This window comes from Maritimibacter sp. DP1N21-5 (assembly GCF_019218295.1).
Taxonomy (GTDB): Bacteria; Pseudomonadota; Alphaproteobacteria; order Rhodobacterales; family Rhodobacteraceae; genus Maritimibacter.
The window spans coordinates 256,654-270,793 of sequence record NZ_JAHUZF010000006.1 but is presented as its reverse complement, the minus strand read 5'-3'; the positions used below and the strand labels follow the sequence as shown (position 1 = coordinate 270,793).

Sequence of the window (14,140 nt, the reverse complement as noted above, 5' to 3'; positions counted from 1 at the left end):
GCGCGTTTCTTGTCCCTGATGATGAGCCGCCGCTCGCCTCTAGCGGGCGATGTCGGCGGCGGTTCCTATCCACGAATAGGCGAAATCTTCGCCCGTTTCTTCCTTGTCATGAGCCGACAGGATCAGCCCCAGGTCTGGTGCGAAAGCGACGGTTCGACGGACGATGTCGTCGCCATCCAGCACCCAGACCTCTTCAATGTCGAACACCCGGTAGGCGCAGGTCTGAATGACCATCTCGCGCGCCTCGGCAAAGCGGTAGGCGATCTGCAAGTCGGCAAGTCTCCTGACGGGACCCAGCCATTTGGCGTCGAGCACCACGGCTCCCTCGCGGTCGATCCGGTCCAGCGCGGCCACATCGCCCGCATAGCTGATCTGCACCAGCCCCTCCGGCCGGGTTTCCGTCGTCGGTGCCAGCCCGTGGGCATAGGTCACGACCCGCTGAAGGGTCCTGCCCTCCTGCTCATAGAGCCGCACTTCCGTGAGCCCCTCGGCCGCGACCTCGTAATCCGACCGCCTGAAGGTCGGGTCGTTCTGGACCAGCGTTATGCCGCCCGTCCCAAGGTCGGCCGCTGTCGGACAGGTCGCCCAGGCGGGCGAAAGGCCAAGGGCCGGAACGAGGCAGAAGAGGAATCCTGTGGCACGCATAGGAAAAGGGCGGCAGGTTGCCCCGCCGCCCGTCATCCTTACTGAAGCGCGGCTTCGACCGCCGCCACGGCGTCGCCGCCATCCACGGTGGTCACGCCGTCCACCCAGGCCTTCCAGGCGTCCGGGTTTTCCTGAAGCCAGGCCATCGTCGCGTCATCGGCATCCATCCCGTCATCGAGGATCTGGCCCATGATGCCGTTCTCCATCTCGAGCGTGAAATCCATCTGGCTGAAGAGCTTGCCAAGGTTCGGGCACTCCTCCGCGAAGCCGGCGCGCGACACGGTCTGGACGATGCCTTCGCCGCCGAAGAAATCTTCGCCGCCCGGCAGGTACTTGAGCGAGAAGTTGGCGTTCATCGGATGCGGTTCCCAGCCCAGGAACACGACCGGCTTTTCGTCACGATAGGCGCGGGCCACTTCCGACAGCATCCCCTGCTCGGAGCTTTCCACGACCTCGAAGCCTTCGAGACCGAAGGTGTTTTCTTCGGTCAGGCCGATGAGATAGGCGTTGCCTTCATTGCCCGGCTCGATGCCATAGATCTTGCCGTCGAGTTCCTCGCGGAAGTTGGCGATGTCCTCATAAGACTGAAGCCCCGCGTCATAGGCATAGGTCGGCACGGCGAGCGTGTATTTGGTGCCTTCGAGATTGGTGTTCAGCACGTCGATCTCGCCCGAATCGAGATAGGGGCCGATGGCGCCGGACTGCGCGGGCATCCAGTTGCCGAGGAAGATGTCCACGTCGTCCGATTCGAGCGAGGCGAAGGTCACGGGGACGGAGAGCACCTTGACGTCGACTTCGTAGCCCAGCGCTTCGAGCACGTGTTTCGCGGCGGATGTCGTCGTGGTGATATCGGTCCAGCCCACGTCGGACATGGAGACTTCGGTGCATTCGGCCATGGCCGGGCCCGCCACCGCGAGGATCGCGAGCGTGGAAAGAGTGGTTCTAAGGTTCATTCTGAGCTTCCCTGTTTTGATCAATCTGTGTCGCTCGTTTTCTTGATTGACGAGTCAATCAAAGTTTGAGCACCTAAAAGGCAACCTGACAAGAGGATATTATGCCCAAGGTTGGAATGGAGCCTATCCGCCGCGAGGCGCTGGTGAAAGCCACGATTGCGGAAATCGGGGCCGTCGGGTCACTCGACGTGACCGTGAGCCGGATCGCGAAACGCGCGGGCATGTCCTCGGCGCTCGCCCATCATTATTTCGGCTCGAAGGACCAGATTTTCCTGGCCGCGATGCGCTATATCCTCACCGTCTACGGCGAATGGGTGGTGCGCGAACTGGCGCGGGCGGACGGGCCGCGCGCCCGGCTCTCCGCGATCGTCCGGGCGTCGTTCGAGACCGGCAACTTCGAGCCGGAAGTCGTGGCGAGCTGGTTGAATTTCTACGTCCATGCTCAATCGGACAAGGGCGCCGCGCGGCTCCTCGCCGTCTATCACCGGCGGCTTCGGTCGAATCTCATGCACGACCTGCGCCCCCTCGTGGGCCTGCGCGCGGGTGAGGTCGCCGAGGTGATCGGCGCCCTGATCGACGGTGTCTACCTGCGCCACGCCCTGGGCGACCTCACCGACGGGGAGCTTGCCGCCGCGCGGGTGATCCACGTCCTGAACCGGCTACTGGAGGACCAATGAGCCAGCCGAATATCCTGATCTTCATGGTGGACCAACTGAACGGGACCCTGTTTCCCGACGGCCCCGCCGACTGGCTCCATGCCCCCAACCTGAAGGCGCTCGCGGCGCGCTCGGTGCGGTTTCGCAATGCCTATACCGGCTCGCCGCTCTGCGCGCCCGGGCGGGCATCCTTCATGTCTGGCCAACTGCCCTCGCGCACCGGGGTCTATGACAACGCGGCCGAGTTCCGGTCGGACATCCCCACCTACGCCCACCACCTGCGCCGCGCGGGCTACTACACCGCGCTGTCGGGCAAGATGCATTTCGTCGGGCCGGACCAGCTTCACGGCTTCGAAGAAAGGCTGACCACCGACATTTATCCCGCGGACTTCGGCTGGACCCCCGACTACCGCAAGCCCGGCGAGCGGATCGACTGGTGGTATCACAACATGGCCTCCGTCACCGGCGCAGGCGTGGCCGAGATCACCAACCAGATGGAATACGACGACGAGGTCGCGCATTTCGCCAAGATGAAAGTCTACGACCTGGCGCGCGGCAAGGACGACCGCCCATGGTGCCTGACGGTGAGCTTCACGCACCCCCACGATCCCTACGTGGCGCGCAAGAAATACTGGGACCTTTACGAGGACTGCGAACACCTCCTGCCCGAAGTGCCCGCGATGCCCTACGAGGATCACGACCCCCACGCCCAGCGCATTTTCGACGCGAACGACTGGCGCAGCTACGACATCACCGAGGACCACATCCGCCGGGCGCGCCGCGCCTATTTCGCCAATATCTCCTACCTCGACGACAAGATCGGCGAGGTGATGGAGGCGCTCACGACCACCCGGCAGAACGCGGTCATCCTGTTCCTGTCGGACCACGGCGACATGCTGGGCGAGCGCGGTCTGTGGTACAAGATGAACTTCTTCGAAGGCTCCGCGCGAGTGCCGCTGATGATCGCGGCGCCGGGACTGGAACCGCGACTGGAAACCACGCCCGTCTCGACCATGGACGTGAATCCGACACTGGGCGACCTCGCCGGGATCGACCTTTCGGAAATCGCGCCCTGGACCGACGGCCAGAGCCTTGTGTCGCTGGCGCAGGGCACCCCGCGCGCCGAGCCGGTGCTCATGGAATACGCCGCCGAAGCCTCCAATGCGCCGCTCGTCGCGGTGGTCGAGGACGGCTGGAAATACACCCGCTGTGACCTAGACCCCGAACAACTCTTCGACCTCACGACCGATCCGAACGAGCTTGTGAACCTTGCGCAAACCGCGCCCGATCACCCGAAACTGGCCGAGATGCGTGCCTTCGCCGACCAGAAATGGAACCTGGACCGCTTCGACGCCGACGTGCGCGCAAGCCAAGCCCGCCGCTGGGTCGTCTACGAGGCGCTTCGCAACGGCGCTTATTTCCCATGGGACCACCAACCCCTGCAAAAGGCCTCGGAGCGCTACATGCGCAACCACATGGACCTCAACGATCTGGAAGGCAGCCAGCGGTTCCCGCGCGGCGAGTGACCCTTTCATCTTTCTCCAAATACGCCCGCCGGAGGCATCCGACATGACCGACCCGAAACCCACCGCCAGCCACTACGTGAACGGCAATTATGTCGAAGACACGCGCGGCGAGCCGATCCCGGTGATCTACCCGGCTACGGGCGCGGAAATCGCCCGTGTCTACGCCGCCACGCCGGCCATCGTTGATCAGGCGATTTCTGCCGCGAAGAGTGCCCAGCCTGCCTGGGCGGCAATGAGCGGCATGGACCGGGGCAGGATCCTGCGCCGGGCCGCGGACATCATCCGGGAGCGTAACCGCGAACTCTCCGAGATCGAGACGATGGACACCGGCAAGCCGCTTCAGGAAACGCTGGTCGCCGACGCTGTCTCGGCCGCCGACGCGCTCGAATATTTCGGCGGGCTCGCGGCCTCGCTCACCGGCGAGCATATCCCGCTGGGCGACGGCAACTTCGCCTATACGATCCGCCAGCCCTTGGGCGTCTGCGTCGGCATCGGCGCGTGGAACTATCCGACCCAGATCGCCGGATGGAAAGCCGCGCCGGCGCTCGCCTGCGGGAACGCGATGGTGTTCAAGCCTTCTGAAACCACCACCCTCGGCGCGCTGAAGCTCGCGGAGATCCTGACCGAGGCGGGGCTGCCCGATGGCGTCTTCAACGTGGTGAACGGGGCGGGGGCCGTGGGCGCCGCGCTTATCACCGATCCGCGCGTGGCCAAGGTCTCGCTCACCGGCTCGGTCCCCACCGGCAAGAAGGTCGCGGGGATCGCCGCGGGCGAGATGAAGCATGTGACCATGGAACTGGGCGGCAAATCGCCCCTCGTCATCTTCGACGACGCCGACCTCGACAGCGCGGTTTCGGGCGCGATCCTCGGCAACTTCTATTCCACCGGGCAGATCTGTTCTAACGGCACGCGGGTCTTCGTGCAGAAAGGCATCAAGGAGGCTTTCCTCGGCCGCCTGACCGAGCGCATCGCAGATGTCGTCATGGGCGACCCGCTGGATGAGACCACGAATTTCGGCCCCATGGTGAGCCAAGCGCAACTCGATATCGTCCAGCGTTATGTCGCCAAGGGCAAGGAAGAGGCCGCGCGGCTTGTGACCGGCGGCGCCCGCCCGGACCGCGACGGGTTCTTCATCGAACCGACCGTCTTTGCCGACGTCACCGACGGCATGACCATCGCGCGGGAGGAAATCTTCGGCCCCGTGATGTGCGTCCTCGATTTCGACACGGAAGACGAGGTCCTGGCGCGGGCCAATGCGACCGAATACGGCCTCGCCGCCGGAGTCTTCACCCGGGATTTCGCCCGCGCGCACCGGGTCGTCGCGGGGTTCGAGGCCGGGACCTGCTACATCAACAGCTACAACGATGCGCCGGTCGAAGCGCCGTTCGGGGGCGTCAAAGCCTCGGGTGTCGGGCGTGAGAACTCCAAGGAAGCGATCAACCACTATTCCGAGGTGAAGTCGGTCTTCGTGCGCATGAACGCCTGCGAAGCGCCGTTCTGAAGGGTCAAGGGTAGACATGATGCAAGCTGACTACGTCATCGTCGGCGCCGGATCCGCCGGCTGCGCGCTCGCTTATCGGCTGGGCGAGGCCGGGCATTCGGTCATCGTGATCGAACATGGCGGATCGGATGCAGGCCCCTTCATCCAGATGCCGGGCGCGCTCTCCTATCCGATGAACATGTCGCGTTATGACTGGGGCTTCTTGTCCGAGCCCGAGCCGCACCTCGACAACCGTCGCCTCGTCGTGCCGCGCGGCAAGGTGATCGGAGGATCGTCGAGCGTGAACGGCATGGTCTATGTGCGCGGACATGCGCGCGACTACGACCACTGGGAGGAAACCGGGGCGCAGGGTTGGGGCTACTCGGACGTGCTGCCCTATTTCCGGCGGATGGAGAACTGGCACGGCAACACGGACAGCACCTGGCGCGGCGACTACGGCCCGCTGCATGTGACCCGTGCGCGCCAGTGGAACCCGCTCATGAAGGCCTTTGTCGAGGCCGGTCGGCAGGCAGGATACCCGGTCACCAAGGACTACAACGGCGAGCAGCAGGAAGGCTTCGGCGCCTTCGACATGACGGTCTGGAAGGGCACGCGCTGGTCGGCGGCCAATGCCTATCTCCGGCCCGCGATGCGCGACAGCGACGTGACGGTGACGCGGGCGCTCGCGAAACGCGTGGTGATCGAGAACGGACGCGCCGTGGGGGTCGAGACCGACAAAGGCCAGATCACGGCGACGAAGGAGGTCATCCTGTCGGCCTCCTCGATCAACACGCCAAAACTCCTCATGCTCTCGGGCATCGGACCTGCCGCGCATCTCGCCGAGCATGGGATCGACGTGATCGCGGATCGGGCGGGCGTCGGGCAGAACCTTCAGGACCACCTGGAGGTCTATTTCCAGTTCGCCGCCAAGAAACCCATCACGCTTTATCGCTACTGGAACCTTCTGGGCAAGGCGATGGTGGGGGCGCAGTGGCTTCTCACCCGCACCGGGCATGGTGCGTCGAACCAGTTCGAAAGCTGCGGCTTCATCCGGTCGCGGGCGGGCGTCGAATACCCCGATATCCAGTTCCACTTCCTGCCCATCGCGGTGCGCTACGACGGACGCGCCGCCGCCGAGGGCCACGGGTTCCAGGCCCACGTAGGACCCATGCGCTCGCAGTCACGGGGCGCCGTGACGCTGCGCTCGGCCGACCCGAAGGACGCGCCGAAGATCGTGTTCAACTACATGTCGCACGATCAGGACTGGGTGGATTTCCGGGCGGCCCTGCGCCTCACCCGCGAGATCTTCCGCCAGCCCGCCATGGCCGAGCACGTGAAGTTCGAGATCCAGCCGGGTGGCGATGACAGCGACGCGACGCTCGACGCCTTCATCCGCGAACATGCCGAAAGCGCCTATCACCCCTGCGGGACGGCGCGCATGGGACGCGCGGACGATCCCGGCGCGGTCGTTGACCCGGAATGCCGGGTGATCGGGGTCGAGGGTCTGCGGGTCGCGGACAGTTCGATCTTCCCCCGCGTGACCAACGGCAACACCAATGCGCCCTCGATCATGGTGGGCGAGAAGGCGGCCGACCATATCCTCGGCCGCAAGCTCCCGCGCGACAATCGCCAGCCCTGGATCGCCCCGGACTGGCAGACCGAGCAAAGGAGCGTTAGGGTCGGGGCATGACCCCTGCCCTGCCCTTCGCTTTGATCGCGAGCCTGATCGCAACGCCCGCCCTGTCGCAGGCGATGTGGGACAAGGCCGATGTCTGGGATTGTGACCTCGCGCTCCATCTCAAGGTCGGGCTGGAGAGCGAGGAAACGCGCGTGAACGAAGAGAGCGGGTCGATCACCTATGATTTCGCAGCAAAAACGCGGACATCGGCCTTCATCGACGTCGTGGCCGAGATCGGCGAGACCGAGTATTGGTCCAGCGTCTACGGCAATTACCACCTGATCGTGACCTATTGGAACGGCGAGCCGATTCCGACGGTGGTGATCGAGGAAAGCGGCGAGTACTGGCAGACGGGTGCCTCGGGCTTCGACGACGGCGAGCCGTGGTTCGCCAGCTATCGCTGCACGCCCCGCGGACAGAAAAAATGAACGACGACCTTTCGGGGCGCGACGGCCTTCCGTCCGAGCTGCGCGTACTCGCCGACCGCTATCCCCGCGACATGTGGGAGGGGCATCCGAACTTCCCCGGCCTGACCGCCTTCTGGCTCGAGATGCACGGGAAATTCCGTGCCGTGATGAACGAGCTCATCACCGGATCGCAGAGCTATCTGGACGGGGCCGACCCGATGCGCTTCGGGTCCGCTACCTCGCGCTACACAGGGTTTTTTCTGCAGGGGCTTCAGGGTCATCACGGCATCGAGGATCATCATTACTTCCCGCTGATGGTCGAGTTCGACCCGCGTCTCGTGCGGGCCTTCGACATTCTGGACAAGGATCACCATGCGCTCCATGACCACATGAACGCGCTCGCAGACGCGACGAACGACGTGCTGCGCCCGCTTCAGTCCGGGGCGCAGGTGCGCGACGAAACCGGGCGGCTTCTCGAGGTTCAGGAGGCGTTTCGCGGGTTTCTCGACCGACATCTCACCGATGAAGAGGACGTCATCGTGCCGCTGATCCTGGAACATGGACAGGGACGGTTCTGACCGCGCATTCGGCCGCTATTTGACCGAAGTCAAAGTCACCTGCCCGCCCCCCCTCCTATCCTCGTCTCGACAGACAAGGAGACGCGACATGTCCAATACCCCCCACGAACTCCACGAAGAATTCCCGGACCTCATCGAACAGATGAAGGTGCTGAAGGCCCGGGACGCGCATTTCGCCCGGCTTTACGACGAATATCACGAGATCAATCGTGCCGTGCATCGCGCCGAAACCGACGTGGCCCCGACCGACGACTTCAATGCCACGGCCCAGCGCAAGGCCCGCGCGGCGCTGAAGGATGAAATCTACAAGATGCTGACCGAGGTTCATTCCTGAACCCGATACAGGACCAAAGGGCGCGCCGCTTCGTTGGGGCGCGCCCTTCGAACCTTTGCCGATGCTGACCCGCGGTCAGCCCTCGGCCTCTTCCTTCACGGCGTTGGGATCACGGCCCTCGACCACGGCCTCGAAGCGTTCGAAGAAGGAATCGACCATCTTCTTCGCAAAACCGTTCACGATCCGATTGCCCAGCTGGGCGAGCTTTCCGCCGACCTTGGCCTCGACATCATAGGAAAGCTCCGTGCCGCCTTCGACCTCGGTCAGCTTGACGACAGCGCCACCCTTGGCAAAGCCGGCGACCCCGCCCTTGCCCTCGCCGACCAGCTTGTAGCTTTCCGGCGCGTTGACGTCTTCGAGCGTTACCTCGCCCTTGAAGGTCGCCTTCACCGGACCGACCTTCTGTTTCACGGTGGCCGCGAAACCATCCTCGGGCGAGCCCTCCAGTTCCTCGCAGCCCGGAATGCAGGCTTGCAGCGTTTCGGCACTGTTGAGGTGTTTCCAGACCGTTTCGCGATCCGCCGCGATCACGCGGCTGCCATTCATTTCCATAGGGGCTCCTCCCATCGTTCCGGGGACCATAGATGGGACGATGTGCGGGGGAAAGCAATTCGACCTTTGGCCGAGCAGGCCCACGGTCCGCCCCGAGCCGAAAGGCGCCTAGATCCGGTCGAGAAACAGAAAGAGCGGGCCGGTGACGGGCGGTTGCCAAAGGTTCGTGTGCCCACCGCCCTCCAGCGGCACGAAGGTCTTGTCCGGGGACGCGGCGGCTTCGAACACCGCTTCGCCCTGCCCGAAGGGGATAAGACGATCCTCGGTCCCGTGAAGAACCGTGAGCGGCACGGTCACGGTTCGAATGTGACCGACGCTGCGCCAATGCGAGCGGGCCAGGAGATCAAGCCGGGGGATGCCATAGAGAGCCTGCCCCATGTCCGAGATCGAAGTGAAGGGCGCTTCGAGCACGAGGGCGTCGCAGCCGTCCAGCGCGGCGAGACGGGTGGCGACGGCTGCGCCGAGGCTTTCGCCATAACAGACGACCGGGCCATCACCGACCAGATCGGGAAGGACCGCGCGAAGCGTGAGGGCATCCCCGACAAGCGCCTGCTCGCTTGGCCAGCCAGTGGACCCCGACGAGCCGCGATAACCTGCGGCCACGACGCCAAGACCGCGCGAGAGAAACGCCTCGAACCGCCCTGCGCGCCCGGCGAGGTTACCTGCGTTTCCGTGGAAATAGAGCACCGTGGCCCGGCCCGGCGTGGGTGGCGCAGTCCAGACTACAAGCCGTTTACCGTCGGGCGTCGGCACCTCGACCTCGGTGAGGCCGGCCGGGGGATCCTCCCGCAGCGGCGAGAACGGATAGATCACGGCGCGTTCGACGATGCGCAGGCCGACGAAGGCGGCACCGCCCACGAGTACGAGGATCAGGAGCAGTTTCACCGCTCAATCTCGTAAGGGATCACGTCGCGGGCATTCGGATCGACCCGCAGCTTGCGCTCCAGCGGCGGCACGGAACGTTGGTGGCAATCGGCGCGTTCACAGATGCGGCAGGAAATCCCGATGGGCTCGAAGGCGGCGGCATTGGAGACGTCCAGATCGTCGGCATAAACGAGGGAGCCCGCGTGCTTCACCTCGCATCCCAGCGAAATGGCATATCGCCGTGTGGGTGCCGTGAAGCTGCCGCCGGATTTCGACACGTCGCGCGCAAGAGAAATATAACGCACGCCGTCGGGGGTCTGCGCCAGTTGCCGCAGGAATCGACCGGGCGTCTCGAAGGCGCGATGGACGTTCCACAGCGGACAGGCCCCTCCGAAGCGCGCGAACTGAAGCCTTGTGGCGGAGTGGCGCTTGGTGATCGTGCCAGCCTGATCCACGCGGACAAAGAAGAAGGGGATGCCCTTGGCGCCCGGGCGTTGCAAGGTCGACAGCCGATGGGCGACCTGTTCGATGGAAGCCCCGAAGAGATCGGAGAGCCGTTCCAGATCGTGCCGGGCGTCCTGCGCGGCCTTGAGGAACCGCTGATATGGCAAGAGCGCCGCACCTGCGAAATAGTTGGCCAGTCCGATCTTGGCGATGGCACGGGCCTCGGGCGTCTGGAACCGGGCGAGGTCGAGCGTGGCTTCCAGCAGGTCGTTCTGCGCAATGAGCGCGATCTGGTGGAGGAGTTGGAAGCGTCTTGTCGCGGGGCTCGACAGGGCGGAGAGGGTAAGCTCTCCCGCCTCGGGGTCGTATCCGCGCAGGCGGGGCTGGTCGGTCAGCGAGAGCGTGATCCCACGGCGCGACAGGAAGGCCTCGGCCGCTGCTTCGGGCGTCGCATCGCGCACGAAATGCTCGGCGGCCCGGTCCACCGCGTCGATGTAGTTGTCGCAATAGTGGAAAAAGTCCCGCACCTCTTCCCAGGGGCTCGCCTGCACGGCACCGCCTTCCCGGCCCAGAGCCTCGTCCAGCGAGGCGAGCCGTTCGTGGCCCTGCCGATAGGCGCGATGCAGCTCCAGAAAGGCCCGCGCCAGCGCCGGCGCGTTCGAGGCGACGAGCCGCAGGTCGGCAACGGGCGGCGTCGCATCGGCAAAGACCGGATCGGCCAGCGCCTCGCGCATGTCGGTGACGAGCCGCTCGGCATCGCCGGTGGAAAGCTCCGCCACGTCGAAGCCGAATTCCTGCGCGAGCGCGAGAACGACACCAGTGGAGACCGGGCGGTTATTGTTCTCCATCTGGTTGAGATAGGGCAGCGACACGCCCAGCTTCTCGGCAAAGGCCTTTTGCGTCAGGCCCAGGCGCGAGCGGGTCTCGCGCAGTTTGACGCCCGCATAGAGCTTCTGTGTCGGCATGGCGGCCCTCTCTTTTGCAAAAATGTTCTACAGCCTTTGCAAAGCGCGCCGCAATGGGCTCGCGGTCCTAGACCAGCGCGCCCACGCGCCGCTCGCGCCAAATGACCAGAAGGACCGCGAAAATGGACAAGAGCGACGACAGGAACATCAACCAGAGGAGCGGATAGGGTCCGGCCTCCTCGGTCAGAAGCGAGCCGACGAACCCCGAGATTGCAGCGCCGCCACCGATCATCATCGCTCCGCCCAGTCCCGACGCCGATCCGGCCAGTTTCGGGCGAACCGACAGCATCCCCGAATTCGCGTTGGGGAGAACCATGCCGTTGCCGAGTCCCACGAAAAGCATGAAGCCAAAGAACACGGGCGCGGTCCCGGAACCGGTAAAGAGCACCGCCAGACACAGGACGAGGCCTACCGTGATGACGAGGCTCCCCGAAAGCATCATCCGGTTTATGCCGACCCGCACGGCGTAGCGCCCGGTGATCCAGTTGCCGGCCAGATACCCGACGCCCGGCGCGCCGAAATACAGACCCAGCACGGCCGCCGAAAGATGGTAGACCTCGCTCCCGACGAAGGGGCCACCCCCGAGATAAGCGAAGAAACAGCCGGTGGAGAACATGGCGGCCAGAGAGTAGCCCCAGAATCGCGGGGACATCAGAAGCTCGGGATAGGCGCGAAGCTGCTCGCGGAGGCTCTGCTCACCCCTCGGATGCGTCTCGCCCAGATCGCGCCACATCATCCAGAAGATCAGGAGACCGGCGACAACCTGAAGCCAGAAAGTCGACCGCCAGCCGAAGAACTCGCCCAGAAACCCTCCGAGAGAGGGTGAGAACATCGGCACGAGCGACATGCCCATGGTGACATAGGCGATGAAGGATGCCGCCTGTTCGGCCGGGAGAACGTCGCGGATGATGGCGCGCGACAGAATCATGCCGGTGACGACGAAGGCCTGTGCCATGCGGAAGACGAGAAAAACCCCGATCGTCGGCGCGAAGATGCAGCCCAGCGAGGCGACGATATAGACAGCGAAGGACGCCAGAAGAACAGGACGACGCCCGTAACGATCCGAAATCGGCCCCAGTATGATCTGAAGAACCGCATTCATCCCAAGGTAGATCGCGACAGACAACTGCATGAAACGGTAATCCACGCTGAAGTCCTCGGCCATTTCCGGCAGTGACGGGAGGAATACGTTCATCGAAAGAGCCGCGAGGCTCGTCACAAGGATCAAGGTCGAAATATGGGGCGGTGTGGTCTTGTCCAGGAACCGCGCGGAATAGGCTTGCGTCATGGCAAGGGTGTTAGGCGGCAGCACGCGGTTTGTCGACACGCCACGACGTCCAGACATGCGAATATGCTGCATTGGTTTCTGTGACGTCGCGAGCGAGGTATTCGCAGTTATTCAATTCGCAGATCGTAAGTTTTCAGTAGTTTGCAAATTCGCCGAAATCGAATTGGCACAGGCGGCTGTTGCGCGTAGGTTGCGCCGAAATCTGAGGAGGTGGCCCGATGAAAGACATCCTGCAACAGCTTGAAGATCGCCGCGAGGTCGCCCGGCTGGGTGGCGGACAGAAGCGCATCGACAGCCAGCACGCCAAGGGCAAGCTGACGGCGCGCGAGCGCGTAGAACTTCTTCTCGACGAAGGCAGCTTCGAGGAATTCGACACCTTCAAGGCGCACCGCTGCACCGACTTCGGCATGCAGGACCAGCAATATCCGGGCGACGGTGTGGTCACCGGCTGGGGCACGATCAACGGACGTCTGGTCTATGTCTTCTCGCAGGATTTCACGGTTTTCGGCGGATCGCTGTCGGAAACCCACGCCGAGAAGATCTGCAAGATCATGGATATGGCGATGCAGAACGGCGCACCTGTCATCGGGCTGAACGATTCGGGCGGTGCGCGCATCCAGGAAGGCGTCGCCTCGCTCGCCGGTTACGCGGACGTGTTCCAGCGCAACATCATGGCCTCGGGCGTGGTGCCGCAGATCTCGGTCATCATGGGCCCCTGCGCGGGTGGTGCGGTCTATTCGCCCGCCATGACCGACTTCATCTTCATGGTGAAGGACAGCTCCTACATGTTCGTCACAGGCCCCGACGTGGTGAAGACCGTGACCAACGAACACGTCACGGCCGAAGAACTGGGCGGCGCTTCGACGCATACGCGCAAGTCTTCGGTCGCGGACGGCGCCTTTGAGAACGACGTGGAGGCGATGACGGAGGTGCGCCGACTGGTCGATTTCCTGCCGCTCAACAACCGCGAAAAGGCGCCCGTGCGCCCCTTCTTCGACGAACCCGGCCGGATCGACAATTCGCTCGACACCCTGATCCCCGACAACGCGAACACCCCCTACGACATGAAGGAGCTAATCACCAAGACAGCGGACGAGGGCGATTTCTACGAGATCCAGGAGAATTTCGCGAAGAACATCATCACCGGCTTCATCCGGCTCGAGGGCCAGACGGTCGGCGTGGTGGCGAACCAGCCCATGGTGCTCGCCGGCTGTCTCGACATCGATTCGAGCCGCAAGGCCGCGCGCTTCGTGCGGTTCTGCGATGCCTTCGAGATCCCGATCCTGACCTTCGTCGATGTTCCTGGCTTCCTGCCCGGCACGTCGCAGGAATACGGCGGCGTCATCAAGCACGGCGCGAAGCTACTCTTCGCCTATGGCGAGGCGACGGTGCCGAAGGTGACCGTGATCACGCGCAAGGCCTATGGCGGCGCTTACGACGTCATGGCCTCCAAGCACCTGCGCGGCGATTTCAACTATGCCTGGCCCACCGCCGAGATCGCGGTCATGGGGGCCAAGGGCGCGACCGAGATCCTCTATCGCTCGGAACTGGGCGATCCCGAGAAGATCGCGGCGCGGACCAAGGATTACGAAGAACGCTTCGCCAATCCCTTTGTCGCAGCCGAAAAGGGCTTCATCGACGAGGTGATCATGCCCCATTCGACGCGCAAGCGCGTGAGCCGCGCATTTGCGTCGCTTCGGAACAAAAAGCTTTCGAACCCCTGGAAGAAACACGACAACATTCCGCTTTGACGGCGGATCGCCCGGGAGG

At 64.1% G+C, this 14,140-nt stretch carries 14 protein-coding genes; 8 read left to right on the top strand and 6 right to left on the bottom strand.

Translation table 11 applies throughout. The annotated features are described in order from the left end of the window. Positions 1–39: 39 nt before the first annotated feature. Positions 40–645, bottom strand: coding sequence for a hypothetical protein (locus tag KJP29_RS08915; protein ID WP_218463226.1), 606 nt, complete (start codon positions 643–645; stop codon positions 40–42). Between the two features lie 38 nt (positions 646–683). Then, positions 684–1,598 (bottom strand): choline ABC transporter substrate-binding protein, encoded by a 915-nt coding sequence (choX, locus tag KJP29_RS08910; RefSeq protein ID WP_218463225.1) that lies wholly within the window; start codon positions 1,596–1,598, stop codon positions 684–686. Positions 1,599–1,699: 101 nt separating this feature from the next. Between choX and betI the strand changes: the two genes are divergently transcribed. The 7 genes from betI to KJP29_RS08875 all read left to right on the top strand — a co-directional run bounded on the left by betI (position 1,700) and on the right by KJP29_RS08875 (position 8,257). Beyond that, on the top strand, positions 1,700–2,275 hold the full coding sequence (betI, locus tag KJP29_RS08905) for a transcriptional regulator BetI (protein WP_218463224.1): 576 nt from the start codon (positions 1,700–1,702) through the stop codon (positions 2,273–2,275). Further along, the gene (gene betC / locus KJP29_RS08900) at positions 2,272–3,780 is read left to right on the top strand and encodes a choline-sulfatase (RefSeq protein WP_218463223.1); all 1,509 of its coding nucleotides are present in this window, start codon (positions 2,272–2,274) and stop codon (positions 3,778–3,780) included. Before betI ends, betC begins: the two co-directional genes overlap by 4 nt. 43 nt (positions 3,781–3,823) lie before the next feature. Then, a complete protein-coding gene (gene betB / locus KJP29_RS08895) occupies positions 3,824–5,281 on the top strand; it encodes a betaine-aldehyde dehydrogenase (protein ID WP_218463222.1) in 1,458 nt (485 codons plus the stop codon). Positions 5,282–5,300: 19 nt separating this feature from the next. Next, entirely contained in the window at positions 5,301–6,950 is a 1,650-nt protein-coding gene (gene betA, locus KJP29_RS08890) for a choline dehydrogenase (RefSeq protein WP_218463221.1), read from the top strand. Further along, complete coding sequence (locus KJP29_RS08885) at positions 6,947–7,366, top strand: hypothetical protein (RefSeq protein WP_218463220.1); 420 nt, start codon at positions 6,947–6,949, stop codon at positions 7,364–7,366. The genes betA and KJP29_RS08885 overlap by 4 nt, the downstream gene beginning before the upstream one ends. Next, positions 7,363–7,923, top strand: coding sequence for a hemerythrin domain-containing protein (locus KJP29_RS08880; RefSeq protein ID WP_218463219.1), 561 nt, complete (start codon positions 7,363–7,365; stop codon positions 7,921–7,923). Before KJP29_RS08885 ends, KJP29_RS08880 begins: the two co-directional genes overlap by 4 nt. Positions 7,924–8,011: 88 nt before the next feature. After that, complete coding sequence (locus KJP29_RS08875; protein ID WP_218463218.1) at positions 8,012–8,257, top strand: YdcH family protein; 246 nt, start codon at positions 8,012–8,014, stop codon at positions 8,255–8,257. Between the two features lie 75 nt (positions 8,258–8,332). Here the strand turns inward: KJP29_RS08875 and KJP29_RS08870 are convergent, their stop codons facing one another. From KJP29_RS08870 to KJP29_RS08855, 4 genes are all read right to left on the bottom strand, one after another. Continuing rightward, positions 8,333–8,809 carry a CoxG family protein gene (locus KJP29_RS08870; protein WP_218463217.1) on the bottom strand — a complete coding sequence of 159 codons (477 nt, stop codon included), beginning with the start codon at positions 8,807–8,809 and terminating at the stop codon, positions 8,333–8,335. A gap of 108 nt (positions 8,810–8,917) precedes the next feature. Next, complete coding sequence (locus KJP29_RS08865) at positions 8,918–9,694, bottom strand: alpha/beta fold hydrolase (protein WP_218463216.1); 777 nt, start codon at positions 9,692–9,694, stop codon at positions 8,918–8,920. Beyond that, the gene (locus KJP29_RS08860) at positions 9,691–11,082 is read right to left on the bottom strand and encodes a short-chain fatty acyl-CoA regulator family protein (RefSeq protein ID WP_218463215.1); all 1,392 of its coding nucleotides are present in this window, start codon (positions 11,080–11,082) and stop codon (positions 9,691–9,693) included. Before KJP29_RS08860 ends, KJP29_RS08865 begins: the two co-directional genes overlap by 4 nt. 67 nt (positions 11,083–11,149) lie before the next feature. Then, entirely contained in the window at positions 11,150–12,427 is a 1,278-nt protein-coding gene (locus tag KJP29_RS08855) for a multidrug effflux MFS transporter (RefSeq protein WP_370630856.1), read from the bottom strand. Positions 12,428–12,588: 161 nt separating this feature from the next. On the opposite strand from KJP29_RS08855, the gene KJP29_RS08850 reads away from it, so the two are divergent. Continuing rightward, positions 12,589–14,121, top strand: a complete 1,533-nt coding sequence (locus tag KJP29_RS08850) for an acyl-CoA carboxylase subunit beta (RefSeq protein ID WP_218463214.1) — start codon at positions 12,589–12,591, stop codon at positions 14,119–14,121. Positions 14,122–14,140: the final 19 nt, after the last annotated feature.

Excerpts from the sequence above, each read along its gene's own strand:
- betB (WP_218463222.1), top strand. The coding sequence starts at position 3,824 with ATGACCGACCCGAAACCCACCGCCAGCCACTACGTGAACGGCAATTAT.
- KJP29_RS08885 (WP_218463220.1), top strand. The coding sequence starts at position 6,947 with ATGACCCCTGCCCTGCCCTTCGCTTTGATCGCGAGCCTGATCGCAACG.
- betC (WP_218463223.1), top strand. The coding sequence starts at position 2,272 with ATGAGCCAGCCGAATATCCTGATCTTCATGGTGGACCAACTGAACGGG.
- betA (WP_218463221.1), top strand. The coding sequence starts at position 5,301 with ATGCAAGCTGACTACGTCATCGTCGGCGCCGGATCCGCCGGCTGCGCG.
- KJP29_RS08915 (WP_218463226.1), bottom strand. The coding sequence starts at position 645 with ATGCGTGCCACAGGATTCCTCTTCTGCCTCGTTCCGGCCCTTGGCCTT.
- KJP29_RS08855 (WP_370630856.1), bottom strand. The coding sequence starts at position 12,427 with ATGTCTGGACGTCGTGGCGTGTCGACAAACCGCGTGCTGCCGCCTAAC.
- KJP29_RS08850 (WP_218463214.1), top strand. The coding sequence starts at position 12,589 with ATGAAAGACATCCTGCAACAGCTTGAAGATCGCCGCGAGGTCGCCCGG.
- betI (WP_218463224.1), top strand. The coding sequence starts at position 1,700 with ATGCCCAAGGTTGGAATGGAGCCTATCCGCCGCGAGGCGCTGGTGAAA.
- KJP29_RS08875 (WP_218463218.1), top strand. The coding sequence starts at position 8,012 with ATGTCCAATACCCCCCACGAACTCCACGAAGAATTCCCGGACCTCATC.
- KJP29_RS08880 (WP_218463219.1), top strand. The coding sequence starts at position 7,363 with ATGAACGACGACCTTTCGGGGCGCGACGGCCTTCCGTCCGAGCTGCGC.
- KJP29_RS08870 (WP_218463217.1), bottom strand. The coding sequence starts at position 8,809 with ATGGAAATGAATGGCAGCCGCGTGATCGCGGCGGATCGCGAAACGGTC.
- KJP29_RS08860 (WP_218463215.1), bottom strand. The coding sequence starts at position 11,082 with ATGCCGACACAGAAGCTCTATGCGGGCGTCAAACTGCGCGAGACCCGC.
- choX (WP_218463225.1), bottom strand. The coding sequence starts at position 1,598 with ATGAACCTTAGAACCACTCTTTCCACGCTCGCGATCCTCGCGGTGGCG.